The organism is Streptomyces pathocidini, from assembly GCF_001418495.1.
Lineage (GTDB): Bacteria > Actinomycetota > Actinomycetes > Streptomycetales > Streptomycetaceae > Streptomyces > Streptomyces pathocidini.
Genome location: NZ_LIQY01000365.1, coordinates 1 through 12,789, shown reverse-complemented (window position 1 = coordinate 12,789; position 12,789 = coordinate 1). Strand labels below are relative to the sequence as shown.

The 12,789-nt window shown below is 69.6% G+C and carries 12 protein-coding genes; 1 reads left to right on the top strand and 11 read right to left on the bottom strand.

The window, feature by feature from the left end; genetic code table 11:
* The 9 genes from AOK16_RS17505 to AOK16_RS17470 all read right to left on the bottom strand — a co-directional run.
* Window positions 1-202, bottom strand: a 202-nt coding sequence (locus tag AOK16_RS17505) for a DUF5060 domain-containing protein (RefSeq protein ID WP_240483617.1), incomplete at its 3' end; no start/stop codon positions are given.
* A gap of 5 nt (window positions 203-207) precedes the next feature.
* Entirely contained in the window at window positions 208-483 is a 276-nt protein-coding gene (locus tag AOK16_RS29310; RefSeq protein ID WP_420865389.1) for a DUF5605 domain-containing protein, read from the bottom strand.
* A 38-nt stretch (window positions 484-521) separates the two neighbouring features.
* A partial coding sequence (locus AOK16_RS29305) for a DUF5060 domain-containing protein (protein WP_420865388.1) occupies window positions 522-1,563 on the bottom strand: 1,042 nt, incomplete at its 3' end.
* A 2-nt stretch (window positions 1,564-1,565) separates the two neighbouring features.
* Window positions 1,566-2,657, bottom strand: coding sequence for a sialidase family protein (locus AOK16_RS17495; RefSeq protein WP_205627713.1), 1,092 nt, complete (start codon window positions 2,655-2,657; stop codon window positions 1,566-1,568).
* Complete coding sequence (locus AOK16_RS17490) at window positions 2,654-3,691, bottom strand: ABC transporter ATP-binding protein (protein WP_055473171.1); 1,038 nt, start codon at window positions 3,689-3,691, stop codon at window positions 2,654-2,656. Before AOK16_RS17490 ends, AOK16_RS17495 begins: the two co-directional genes overlap by 4 nt.
* Window positions 3,691-4,770, bottom strand: coding sequence for an ABC transporter ATP-binding protein (locus AOK16_RS17485; RefSeq protein ID WP_055473170.1), 1,080 nt, complete (start codon window positions 4,768-4,770; stop codon window positions 3,691-3,693). The genes AOK16_RS17490 and AOK16_RS17485 overlap by 1 nt, the downstream gene beginning before the upstream one ends.
* Before the next feature lie 19 nt (window positions 4,771-4,789).
* Entirely contained in the window at window positions 4,790-5,932 is a 1,143-nt protein-coding gene (locus tag AOK16_RS17480; protein ID WP_055473169.1) for an ABC transporter permease, read from the bottom strand.
* A gap of 7 nt (window positions 5,933-5,939) precedes the next feature.
* Window positions 5,940-6,941 carry an ABC transporter permease gene (locus tag AOK16_RS17475; protein ID WP_055473168.1) on the bottom strand — a complete coding sequence of 334 codons (1,002 nt, stop codon included), beginning with the start codon at window positions 6,939-6,941 and terminating at the stop codon, window positions 5,940-5,942.
* A gap of 22 nt (window positions 6,942-6,963) precedes the next feature.
* Window positions 6,964-8,952 carry an ABC transporter substrate-binding protein gene (locus tag AOK16_RS17470; protein ID WP_157859240.1) on the bottom strand — a complete coding sequence of 663 codons (1,989 nt, stop codon included), beginning with the start codon at window positions 8,950-8,952 and terminating at the stop codon, window positions 6,964-6,966.
* A gap of 193 nt (window positions 8,953-9,145) precedes the next feature.
* On the opposite strand from AOK16_RS17470, the gene AOK16_RS17465 reads away from it, so the two are divergent.
* Window positions 9,146-9,904 (top strand): GntR family transcriptional regulator, encoded by a 759-nt coding sequence (locus tag AOK16_RS17465; protein ID WP_055473166.1) that lies wholly within the window; start codon window positions 9,146-9,148, stop codon window positions 9,902-9,904.
* Between the two features lie 168 nt (window positions 9,905-10,072).
* Here the strand turns inward: AOK16_RS17465 and AOK16_RS17460 are convergent, their stop codons facing one another.
* Together AOK16_RS17460 and AOK16_RS17455 are read right to left on the bottom strand one after the other, a co-directional pair.
* On the bottom strand, window positions 10,073-12,316 hold the full coding sequence (locus AOK16_RS17460; RefSeq protein WP_079101495.1) for an Ig-like domain-containing protein: 2,244 nt from the start codon (window positions 12,314-12,316) through the stop codon (window positions 10,073-10,075).
* 108 nt (window positions 12,317-12,424) lie between these two features.
* The coding region (locus AOK16_RS17455; protein WP_338058493.1) for a glycoside hydrolase family 95-like protein at window positions 12,425-12,789 on the bottom strand (365 nt) is incomplete at its 5' end.

The following is a 12,789-nucleotide window of genomic DNA, read 5'->3' as shown; positions in this document are numbered from 1 at the left end:
CCCCCCGCGGCCCCTCGTACGTCCACTCTCCCTCCGCATCCGGCATGAAGCGCAGCAGATGGCGGCCGCGCCCGTCGGGAAAGGAAGAGGAGGCGAAGCACCGGCCGTCCTCGGACGAGAACACCACGTCCCGTGCCGGGCCCGGCAGTTCCAACTCCAGCACTCCCCAGCGCTCCACCGCCGGCGAAGGCTCCCCCGCCATCTCCCTCACCCCGTCCTCCTGATCCGCACCGCCATGTCCGGCCGCCCCTTCAGCTCCACCCGCACCGATCCCTGCCACACCCCGTCCAGTTCGGTGACCGCCATGTTCCAGGTGTCGATCAGGTCGACGCGGTAGTCGGCGCCCGGGGGGAGCGTCACCTCGCGGTACGCGTGCTGGTGGTCGCCGAAGTACTCCAGCAGGTACGAGCCCTCCCGCCGCGCCGCCGCCAGGTCGTCCGGGCCCTCCTCCAGCAGCCCGCGCAGGAACGCGATGCGCTCCACGCTGTCGCCGCGCAGCCGGCCGCCGATGGAGATCCANNCGGCCGCGAAGCCGTGCCAGAACTGGCGGACCAGGGTCCGGCCGGTGATGTTGCCCCAGCGCCGGCCGACCTTCCCCTCGTAGCCGATCTCGTCGATGACCACCGGTTTGCCGCACGCCGCGAGCCACCGGCCGGTGAGGGAGGCGTCCCAGTGCTGGATGGACTGGTGGGTGGTCCAGGGTTTGCTGAAGTCGTAGATGCGCTCGTAGGTGTACATCTTGGTGCCGTTGTGGATCGAGCGCAGGTGCTGGTACGGGTCGTGGCGCTGCACGAACCGGCCCAGGCGGTCCCAGTCCTCGACGGTCTTGGCGTGGTTGAAGTCGTACTCGTTGGCGATCGACCACCACACGTGCCGGAACGCCGACAGCCGCGCCAGGACGTAGCGCAGCAGGAAGGCGTCCTCCTCGGGGGTCATGTCGTCCACGCCCCAGTGGCCGCGGTCGTAGGGGTGGAAGAGGATCACGTCGGCCTGGATGCCGAGCGCGAGCAGGTCGCGCAGGCGGCGCTCGAAGTGGGCGAAGAAGGCCGGGTTGAAGCGCGTCTTGTCCAACTGCCCCGGGGTGTCGCCCGCGAAGGCGATGAGCGGGGGCGCCATCTCGGCGGTCGGGAGCAGGCACATCCGGACCTTGTTGAAGGGGGAGGCTGCCAGGGCGTCCAGGGTGTGCCGCTCCAGGTCCTCGTCGAGGTCGTGCGTCCAGTGGTAGCAGGTGGTGCCGACCGGGAGGTAGCGCGTCCCGTCCGCGTACCGGAACGCCGACCCGGTGGCCCGTACCGGCCCGTTGTTGCCGGGCCGCGCCGGTGTGCACTCGAAGGTGCCGCGCCGCCCGTCCAGCGCCGGGGAGTCGGAGCGGGTGACGTAGCGCCAGAGGCCTGGCCGGTCGGGCATGAAGCGGACGCGGTAGACGCCGTCGCCGTCGTAGAAGCCGTCGGTGTCGACCACGCGGTTGCGGTACTGGAACCGGGCGCCGAGCCGGACGTCGGTGTACGGGTTGCCGTCGGCGGGGCCCTCCAGCCTCAACTCGCAGACGTCCCACTGCTCCACCGTCACCGGCGCCCGCCTCTGATCCAGTCCTCCTCGACCCGTACGTGCTTGATGGTCTTGCGGAGGAAGGAGTACGCGATGTGCAGTCCTCCGTCACGGGTCTGGAGGATGCTCGGGTAGGAGTAGCCGAGCTCGTTGTCCCAGTACTCCTGGTCGGCGGTCTGGATGTCGCGCCGGTGCGGCCAGGTGCGGCCGCCGTCGTCGGAGAGGGCGAGGGTCAGCGGGGTGCGCAGCGCCTTCTTGCGGCGGCCTGCCCCCTCGCCGACCCATCGGTACTGGTCGCGTTCCAGGGTGGCGTCGTTGTAGATGAGTGCGAGCGCTCCGCTGTGCAGCCGGGTGAGCTGGACGGCCGAGTTGTTGTTGGGCAGTTCGGTCTTCGCCACCGGCGTCCAGGTGCGGCCCAGGTCGAAGGACTCGGCGGCGTGGATCCGGTCGGCGGCGCGGCTGCGGAACATCGCGTAGAGCGATCCGTCGTCCCGCTGGACGGCCGTCATCTGGACGAGGTGGTCGCTGTCCGGCAGGTCGTGCTCGCTCCAGGTCCCGCCGCCGTCCTGACTGATCATCACGGTGGAGTGCTCGCCGTCCTTGCGGCACCAGTAGGCGGGCAGCAGCCAGGAGCCGTCGCCGAGGAGGAGCGGCGGGTTGCGCACGAAGAGGCCGGGGCCCTCGAAGAGGGTGCGCGGCGGGCTCCAACTGCGCCCGCCGTCGGCCGAGTCGCGGACAGTGAGCCGGGCGGTCTTCTGGTCGTGCGGCTCGTCGGAGGGGAAGAACAGCCACAGGGTGCCGTCCGGGCCGTGGGCGAGGACCGGGTTCTGCTCGGCCCGGTCGGGGTCGTCGGCCAGCAGGACGGGCGCTGTCCACCGGTTTGAGCCGTGGGGCAGCCGGGAGAGCACCACGTTGGTCCCCGGGTCGCCCTCGTCGGGGCCGTTGAACCAGGTGCAGAGCAGGTCCCCGTTGTCCAGTTCGAGGAGGTTGGCGGCGTGGCTGTCCCCGGGGTGGATGACGGGCAGCAGCGCCTCGTACGCGCCGGGGTGCAGGTCCGACTCCTGTACGGCGCCGTCGAAGCGCGCGTCGATGTGCGCAGCGGGGGTCACTCCCCCACCCCCCTCAACTGGAGCTGGTCGGCGAAGTGGCAGGCCGCGGTGCGGCCCGGGGCGATCTCGCGGAGGGCCGGTACCTCTGTCTTGCACCGGTCCTGCGCGTAGAAGCAGCGCGGGTGGAACGGGCAGCCGGACGGTACGCGGGAGGGGTCGGCGACCTCGCCGCGCAGCACGATGCGCTCCCGGCGGCGGGAGGAGGGTGCCGGGTCGGGCACGGCCGAGAGCAGGGCCTCGGTGTAGGGGTGCAGGGGGCGGGCGTAGAGGGCGTCGGTCTCGCCGGTCTCGACGACCCTGCCGACGTACATGACGGCGATCTCGTCGGCCATGTACTCGACCACGCCGAGGTCGTGCGAGATGAACAGGTAGGTCAGCTCCGACTCCTCCTGGAGGTCCTTGAGGAGGTTCAGGATCTGGGCGCGGACGGACACATCCAGAGCGCTGACCGCCTCGTCGGCCACGACGAGGCGCGGGGAGAGCGCCAGCGCCCTGGCGATGCCGACGCGTTGGCGCTGGCCGCCGCTGAAGGCGTTGGGGTAGCGGTGCATGTACTCGGGGCGCAGTCCGACTCTGCGCAGCAGCTCGGCCACGCGTTCCTCGATCTCCGGCCGGGCCAGCCCGAGGTTGACCTTCAGGGGCTCGCCGACGATCTGGAGGAGGGTCATGCGGGGGTTGAGGGAGGAGTAGGGGTCCTGGAAGATCAGCCGGATCTGGCTGCGGTAGGGCTTGAGGCCCTGCTCGTCGAGGGCGGCCAGGTCGACGGGGGTGCCATCGGGTGCGCGGTAGAGGATCTCTCCCGCGGTGGGCTGGTGCACCCGCAGCAGGCAGCGGCCCAGGGTGCTCTTGCCGCAGCCGGACTCGCCGACGAGGCCGACGGTCTGCCCGCCGGCGATGCGCAGGTCGATCCCGTCGAGGGCCTTGACCTGGCCCACGGTACGGCCGAACAGGCCCTGGCGGATGGGGAAGTGCTTGGTCAGGCCCCGGGTCTCCAGGAGCGCGGTCGCCTGCCGCGGATCGGTCGCCGTCACCATCACGCGTCCCCCTCGCTGTCCCCGGTGCCGTCCCCGGCGCTGTCCCCGGCCTTCGACAGGCCGGCATTCTTGTGCGATCCGCCGCCGTCCTCGTACAGCAGGCACCGCACTTCCCTGCCGGGCTCCGGCCCCGCCGTCGGCCGGGGCACGGTCACCTCGCAGCGGCCCGCCATGAACTCCTCGCAGCGCGGGTGGAAGGGGCAGCCGGTCGGGCGCTGGTAGGCGTGCGGCACCATGCCGCGTACGGGGGTGAGCCGGGCGCGGGAGCCGGAGCCGAGCTTGGGGACCGACCCCAGCAGGGCCTTGGTGTACGGGTGGCGGGGGGCGCGGAAGACCGAGGCGGTGTCGCCGTGTTCGACGACGGAGCCGAGGTACATCACCGCGATCCGGTCGGCCAGTCGGGCCGCGACACCCAGGTCGTGGGTGATCAGCATGACCGCCATCCCGAGGTCCCGCCGCAGGGAGTCGAGCAGTTCGAGGATCTGCGCCTGGGTGGTGGTGTCCAGGGCGGTGGTGGGCTCGTCGGCGATGAGCAGTTCGGGGTTGCAGGAGAGCGCCATGGCGATCATCGCGCGCTGCAGCATGCCCCCGCTCATCTGGAACGGGTAGGCGTCGACGCGGCGTTCGGGGGCCGGGATGCCGACGCGGCCGAGGAGTTCGATGGTGCGCTCGCGGGCCTCGGCCTTGGTCACCCGCTCGTGCAGCAGGATGGCCTCGCCGATCTGGTTGCCGAGGGTGTGCATGGGGCTCATGGAGGTCATGGGCTCCTGGAAGACCATGGCGATGCGCTTGCCGCGCACCTGGCGCACGGTGCGGACATCGGCCGGCACCAGGTCCACCAGGCCGCCGCCCGCCGGATCCCTCACCCAGATCTCGCCGCCGGTGATCCGCCCGGGCTTGTCGACCAGGCGGAGGATCGAGCGGGCCATCACGCTCTTGCCGCACCCCGACTCGCCGACCACGGCGAGAACTTCGCCGCGGCCGATCTCCAGGTCCACCCCGTCGACCGCCTTGACCACACCGTCGTCGAGCGCGAACTGCGTTCGCAGGTCCTTGACCCGCAGGACGGTCTCGCTCACGGGCTCTGCTCCTTCGCTGCTACTTGTACGGATCGGCGGAGTCGCGCAGCCCGTCGCCGACGAAGTTCATGGCGAGGACCGTGACGATGACCGCGATGCCCGGGATCAGCAGCCAGGGCGCGGTCTCCACGGTGCGGATGTTCTGCGCCTCCTGCAGGAGCACACCCCAGCTGACGGCCGGTGACTGGAGGCCCAGGCCCAGGAAGCTCATCGCGGTCTCGCCGAGGATCATGCCGGGGACGGCCATCGTCAGGGAGGCGATCACATGGCTGGACATGGACGGCACCATGTGCCGGAAGATGATGCGGCGCCGGCCGCAGCCGTCCAGCCGGGCGGCCGTGACGAAGTCCTCCTCGCGCAGGGAGAAGAAGCGGCCGCGCACCACCCGCGCCAGGCCCGTCCAGCCGATCACCGAGAGGATCGTGGTGATGGCGAAGTACCGGGAGAGCGGCCCCCATTCGTCGGGGACTGCGGCGGAGAGCGACAGCCACAGCGGCAGCGTCGGGATCGACATCAGGAACTCGATGACGCGTTGGATTGCCAGGTCGGGCGTGCCGCCGAAGTAGCCCGAGATACCGCCGAAGAGCAGCCCCAGCAGGAAGCTGACGGCCACGCCGACCAGGCCGATGGAGAGCGAGACGCGCGATCCGTGGATGATCCGGGAGAGCAGGTCGCGGCCCGATCTGTCGGTGCCCAGGAAGTAGACCTTCTGGTCGGGGTCGGTTGGGCCGAAGAGGTGCCGGTCCCAGGGGATGAGTCCCCACATCTCGTAGGAGTCGCCCTGGGCGAGGAACGTCAGCGGGATCCGCTTGTCGGGGTCGACGGTGTGGATCTGCTCGAACGTCTCCGGGTCGCGCTTGGTGGTGTAGGCGTTGGCGTAGAACTGGAGGCCGTCCTGCCAGCTGAGGTCGACCTTGACGATCTGCGGCGGTGCGTAGGTGTGCTTCTCGTCGGCGGTGCTGGGCGAGCCGGGCGCCAGGAGTTCGGCGAAGACGACGACGAGATACGCGAGCAGCACGACCACGGCGCCGACCAGCGCCAGCCGGTGCTTGCGGAAGCGGCGCCATATCAGGAGCCAGGGCGAGGCCTGCCCGCCGAGGACCGGCGCCTCGTCGGCGAGTACGGCGGCGGCCCGTTCGGGCTGCGGTGACTTGGTCAGCATCAGCCGCTCACCCTCCCTCGTAGCTGTGCCGGATCCTGGGGTCCCACCAGGCGAGGGCGAGGTCGCTGACCAGGGTCCCGACGACGGTCAGGGTGGACAGGATCAGAATGAAGCTGCCGACCAGGTACATGTCCTGGCTGAGGACGCCGCCGAGCATCAGCGGGCCCGTGGTCGGCAGGTTCATCACGATCGAGATGATGGTCTCACCGCTGATCAGACCGGGCAGCAGCCAGCCGACGGTGGAGAAGAACGGGCTCATCGAGGTGCGCACCGGATACTTCAGCAGCAGCTTCCACTCGGGCAGCCCTTTGGCGCGGGCCGCCACCACATACGGTTTGTACAGCTCGTCCAGCAGGTTGGCGCGGATGATGCGGATGCCGCCCGCGGTGCCGGAGACGGCGATGATGAGGATCGGCAGCCACAGGTGGTTCGCCACGTCCAGGAGCTTGCCGAGGTTCCAGGCGGCGTCCTGGTACTCCGGCGAGAACAGGCCGCCGGGGCTGAGATGGAAGTAGCGCATGCCGACCCACATCAGCACCAGCGCCAGCATGAACTCCGGTACGGCCATGCCGATGAACCCGAAGAGGGTGGCGGCGTAGTCGCCGGGCGAGTACTGGCGCACGGCTGAGTAGATGCCGATCGGCCAGGCGATGGCCCAGATGATCAGCATGGTGGCGACCGAGAGGAAGCAGGACAGGGCCACGCGGTCCCAGATGAGGTCGCCGACTGGCTGGTTGTTCCAGGCGAAGGCCTGGCCGAAGTCGCCGTGGAGGAGGATGTTGCTGATCCACTTCCAGTACTGGGCGAAGAACGACTGGTCCAGGCCGTAGCGTTCGCGCAGTGCGGCGACCTCCGCCGGGCCCATGACCTCCCCTCGCTCCTCGGCGTTGGCCTGGAGCGTCGAGACATAGTCGCCCGGCGGCAGGCTGATGATGAAGAACGTCGCCAGCGAGACGGCCCACAGGGTGATGACCATCCACCCCAGGCGGCGGCCGAGGAACGAGAGCATTCCGTGTGACTCCCGTCCGTCGTCAGGCCTTGGCCTTGAAGAAGTACGTGCTGGTGTTGCTCGGGCCCGGCGCCATGTGGAACGCGGCGCCGCTGAAGGACTTGGGCACGTTGCCCAGGGACGTCTTGGCGATGCCGTAGTCCTTGGGCGGTGTCGAGATCCCGATGTAGTAGAACTCCTCCTTGGTGATCTCCAGGACCTGCTGGGCGATCCGGAGGGCCTCGTCGGGATCGAAGGTGGCGCGCATCTCGTCGAAGAGCTCCAGCTGCTCCCTGATCCGGGCCGGGGGCTCCTCGCCGTCCTTGCCCTCGCGCATGTACCACTTGGCCCACTCGCCGCCGAAGCGGGAGGAGCCGCGCGGGTTGTTGGGCAGGTAGTAGTGGTTGCCGCCGCTGCCGGTGCGCACGTCGAAGTTGTTGCAGTCCCAGGTGGCGGCCTCGGACTTGCCGGCCTCGACCCGCTCCCAGTAGAGGGTCTCGGCCACGCGGGAGACGGTGGCGTCCACGCCGACCTTGCGCCAGTCGGTGCGGATCATGTCCATGGCGTCGACCTGGTCGGCCGAGTCGGAGACGACCAGCACGGTGAACGCCACCGGGTCGCCGTCCTTGGTAAGGCGGATGCCGTCGCCGTTGCGCTTGGTGAACCCGGCCTTGTCCAGGTACTCGTTGGCCTTGGCGACCGAGTACTCCGTGTACTGGGTGCCCAGCTCCTCGTTGTACAGCTCGTTCCCCGGGTTGGGCCCGGCCTGCCAGGGCCTGCCCTGACCGGCGAAGACGGTTTCGATGATCTTCTGCCGGTTGATGGCGTGCGACAGCCCGATGCGGAAGTCCTTGTTGGCGTAGACCGCACGCTTCTTCTTGTCGGGGTGGGTCTGGTTGAAGCCGATGATCATCGTGTTCGCGGCGTCGGGCTCGACCTCGATGAGGCGGTAGCCGCCCTTGGAGCGGTTGCGGGAGATCACCGGCTTGTTGCGGACGGTGCCGAACTGGTAGAGCTGCATGTCCAGATCGCCGTTGGAGATCTTGAGGACCTCGACCTCCACCTCCTGGAGGACGTCCACGATCACCTTGTCGATGTACGGCAGTTGACTGCCGTCCGGGTCGGTCTTCCAGTAGTACGGGTTCCGGTCGCAGACCACCTGGCTGCCCTTGGTGACCGCGTTCCTGGGGATCCAGGCGTTGACGGTGGGCATCTTCGGGTTGTTCCACGACTCGGTGACGATCGGCATGTGGTTGATCCAGTCGGCCGACCCGGCCTTCTTCGCCACGGCGTTGGCGTTCTTGTTGTACTTGGGGTGGAACTGCTTGAGGTAGTGCTTGGGCAAGAACATGAGGACGCCGCTGACGCCGGCGATCTCCTCCAGGAAGCCCGGCTTGGGCTCCTCGTAGACGTACTTGACGGTGTGGTCGTCCACGGCCTCGAAGCGGGCGGGCTTGCCGGACTTGGACAGCCACAGCTCGTAGATGCCGTACGCGTGGAGGTCGCGGTCTACGTTGTAGTCGGTGAAGGCGAAGTCGAAGTCCTCCGCGGTGACGGGCTTACCGTCGGACCACTTCAGGCCCTTGCGGAGGTGGAAGACGAACTCCTTGCCGCCGTCGAGGACTTCGTACTTCTCGCAGACGTTCGGGAGCAGCTTGGTCTTGGTGACGCCCTCCCACTCGGGCGCCCAGCGCACCAGCGGCTCGTAGCCCAGGCTGAAGCGCAGCCAGCCCACGTCCTCCTGGGTGATCATCGCCGAGTGCCAGGTGCCGCCGTAGACACCGGTCTCCTCCAGCGGCTTGACCACCAACGGCTGCTGCGGGAGGCGCTTGCCGACCTCGGGGAGCTTGCCCTTCTCGACCCGCGCCTTGAGCGACGGTGCCTCCTTGCCCTTCTGCCCCGCGCCCTTGGCGCTGTCCGGATCGGTTTCGAAGAATCCGCAGCCGGACGCGGTGGCGACCACGAGGAGGCCGGCGCCCGCGCGCAGCACATCTCGCCGGTCGAAGTGCCTGATGGTTTCTCGGTTGGACACGGGACCCCCAAGGGCATGTCACTGGTATGCCATGAGTTTGTGGTTCCGGTCACACCCCGTCAACCCTTGTGCGGCAAGTTTTGGTTGTCACCCGCGAACAAGGGGAGACGCCGGTCAACCAGCGGCATACCATGGGCCCGGCACATGGCTCGAGTCGCCCGCTCGAACCGAACACCGGCGCCAGGGAGGCGGCATGGTCCCACCGAGAACGGCAACGGCCCGCGAGAAGGCGACCCTCGAGGGGGCCACCGCGGCGGCCCCACCGTCGGCCGCGGGCCCCGCGCCGGACGACAGCCTGGAGAGCCGCGCCCGGGAGGCCCTGGTCGAGTGGCTGACCAAGGAGCATCCGGCGCCCGGACAGCCCGTGCCGGTACGGGAGTTCGCCCGGCGCCTCGGCATGAGCCGCACGCCGGTGCGCAGCGCGGTCGGCCGGCTCTACGAGCGCGGCCTGCTGGCGTACGACGCGACGGCGGGGTTCACGGTCGCCATTCCCTCGCTCTCCAGCCTCTACGAACTCTTCGAGCTGCGGCTGATGCTGGAGTCGCACGCCCTGCGGCTGTTCGCGGAGCGCACGGACCGCGAACCGCCCGCGCGGCTGCGGGAACTCGTGGACGAGGCACAGGAGCTGGCGCGGCTGTCCCTGGAGGACCACGCCCACTACATCGGGTTCCGGGAGAACGACAGCCGCTTCCACCGCGCGCTGGTGGAGCTGGGCGGGCTGCCGAGGCTGCTCGCGCTCCACGACGACCTGCACCTGAGCATCCATGTCACGCGCACCGGCATGGAGGCCCCGATCACCGCGTCCCGGCTGAACGCGGCCGTGGCGGAGCACCGCGCCGTGGTCGACGCGCTGGAGAGCGGCGACCGGCTGGGGGCGCGGGACCTGCTGGAGACGCACATCCTGCGGGTCCGCGACCAGACGATCGCCTTCCTGGCCCGGCCGCGCATGTAGCCGGGATGCATGTAGCCGGGACAGGGGCAGGCGGGGCGCAGGCAGGCGAGGCACAGGCAGCGGTGGCGCCTGCCTCCCGTTCCGCGGCGCGTGCTTCCCGTTCCGCACGGTGCTCCGGGGGCCGGCTGAGGAGAGGCCCCTGCCCCGGGTCGGGGCAGAGGCCCCTGTTCACCGGTTGATCTGCACCTTGCCGAACGTGGCCGTGCAGTAGTTGGCGATGCCGTTCGCCTCCTTGTTGGCGTCGACCGCGAGGCCCACGTAGACACGGTCGACCATGGGGATCCGCTCGTAGACGATGTGGCTCCCCCAGTTCAGCCCGTCTGAGGAGATGTGCGCCTGGAACTCGGCCCCGCGCTTGGTGATCCGCAGCCAGTACGGCTTGTCGTCCAGGTGCTCGTCATCCGAGCCCTCGTACGGGTAGAGGCCGTCGGAGGTCGCTGTGCCGTACCGGCCGATCCTCAGGCCCCTGGCCTTCAGCCCGCCTTCGAGGTAGGAGAGGCCGAACATCACGAACGCCGAGTCCGGCGTGAGGTTCTCGCGGATCATCAGGCCCGCGATCACACCCTCGTAGACCGCGCTGACGGAGTCGACCCTGGTGATGATCTCCACGACGTCGTCGGCGGGCGCGTTGATCGGCTGGTAGAGGAAGGTGAAGGCGTCCTTGCGGCCCTTGATCTTGCCGGAGCCCTTGAGCGTGACGATCCCGTCTTCCAGGGCCGCCGAGCCGGCTATGGGCACCTTACCGATGTTCTTCAGCCGCCACGGCGTGATCGCCGTCGTGTGGTTGACGTGGACCGGGGTGCAGGTGGAGGTGGTGGCGGTGCCGGAGCCGTCGGTGGCACGCGCGGTGAGGTAGTGCGTGCCGTCCGGAGCGCCGGACCAGGTGAACTCATGGGGTGCGGAGGTGGTCTCCCCCAGCTTCTTCTCCCCCGCGTAGTACTCGACGGTGGCGATGGACTCGCCCTCGGCCGCGGCCGCCTCGACCGCGATGCCGACGTCCACAGTGCCGCCCGACACGGCGAAGACCTGGTCGGGCGTGAGGGACTTGAGGGTCACCGTGGGGTTGTCCCTGCCGCTGCGCTCGATCGAGTTGAGGTAGACCTCGAGCCGGGTGTAGCCGTCCTTCGCGTCCCCCTTCCAGTCGTCCGGGATGCCGTCGTGGTCGGAGTCGGCGGGCGGCTCCGTGGAGGCCAGCGGCACCGGACCGCCCACCTCCTTCTGGGAGTTGATCATCCGTCCGGTGCCGTTGCGGACGTCGTTGACGATCCGCGCGTCGATCGCGTCGCGCCGCGGCAGGACCGCGCCCGCGCCCGCGAGGACCGCCTCGTACGCCGCTTCCGCGCTCTGCTCGGGCAGCGGATCGGGCAGGGGGACGGGCTTGTCGAGCAGCGTGATGCCGCCGACGTTCAGCTCGATGCCCTCGCGGTTGTCCTGGGTGACGTCGTCGTGGCCCTCGACGACGTTGCCGGCGACGTACCAGGAGCCGAACCTGTCGGGGCGGACGATCACCGGCGCGATATCGGCCACCGTGTTCGGGCCCGGCTTGTAGTAGTTGCCCACGATGTTGATGCCCTCGGCCCACTCGCCGCCGTAGCAGGAGGTGTAGCCGTGGTTGTAGATCACGTTGTTGCGGTGGTCGACCTGCTGCGGGAGGCCCTGCTCGAAGCCGAACCGGGGGTTGCGGCCGCCGTTGTGGACAAGCAGGTTGTGGTGGTACGTGACGTTGTCGCCGCCCCAGATGCCGCCGAAGCCGTGCCGCCCCTTCTCGTGGACCGACATCGTCAGGGGCTCGGAGATGATGCACCACTGCACGGTGACGTTCTTGTTCTTGTACGGCGAGCAGTTCTCGTCCACGGCCCAGCTGAACGAGCAGTGGTCGATGATGACGTTCTCCCGCCCCTCCATCCCGAAGCAGTCGATCCCGGTGCCGAGGGTGTCGCCGGCGCGGAACCGCAGGTAGCGCAGGATGATGTTGTCGCCCTTGATCTCGGTCTCGTTGCCCACCACGCAGATCCCGCCGCCCGGGGCGGTCTGGCCGGCGATGGTGAGGTTCGAGCCGGTGATGTCCAGGCCGCCCTCGATCTCAATGTTGCCGGAGACCCGGAAGACGACGGTGCGGTTGTCACCGGAGACGGCGTCGCGCAGCGAGCCGGGCCCGGAGTCGGCGAGGGTGGTGACCTCGTAGACGGTGCCGCCGCGGCCGCCGGTGGCGTACTTGCCGCCACCCTCGGCGCCCGGGAAGGCCGGAATATCCCCTGCCGCGGCGGCCGTTGGAGTGCTGCTGCCGGACGCGGCTGCCTGGGCCAGGCCGCCCGGCAGAGCGACCGCCGCCGCGAGCGCACCGGATGCCGCGACGAAGGCCCGCCGGGCCATGGGGCCCGGGTGCTCGTTCTGACGTGGTTCGTCGATCATGATCGGGTACTCCTCCACTCTGAGAAGTAACTGGGGCGAGCCCCAGGGCCCTGGCGGGGCCTGGGGCGAGCCGGTTCGGGATGGAACGGGTCGGGGCACGAGCCCCGTTCAGCCGCGCCGCAGCCGGTACTCCCCGCCGGGCCGCGTGTCGAAGACCACGACATTCGCCTCGGGCCGCTCGGCCCGCGCGCCGTCCACCTCCACCGGATGGGGCGTGCGGATCCGGACCGGGTGGCCCAGCAGGGAGCGGATCACGGCCTGCTCCACTCCCTCAGCCGTCCACCGCAGGTCGACCTCGAAGCCGCCGCGGGCGCGCAGGCCGCGGAAGCTGCCGGCCGGCCAGGCAACGGGGAGGGCGGGCAGCAGCTCCACCTCGTCGGTGTGGCTCTGCAGCAGCATCTCCGTGATGCCGGAGACGCCGCCGAAGTTGCCGTCGATCTGGAACGGCGGGTGCAGGTCGAAGAGGTTGGGGG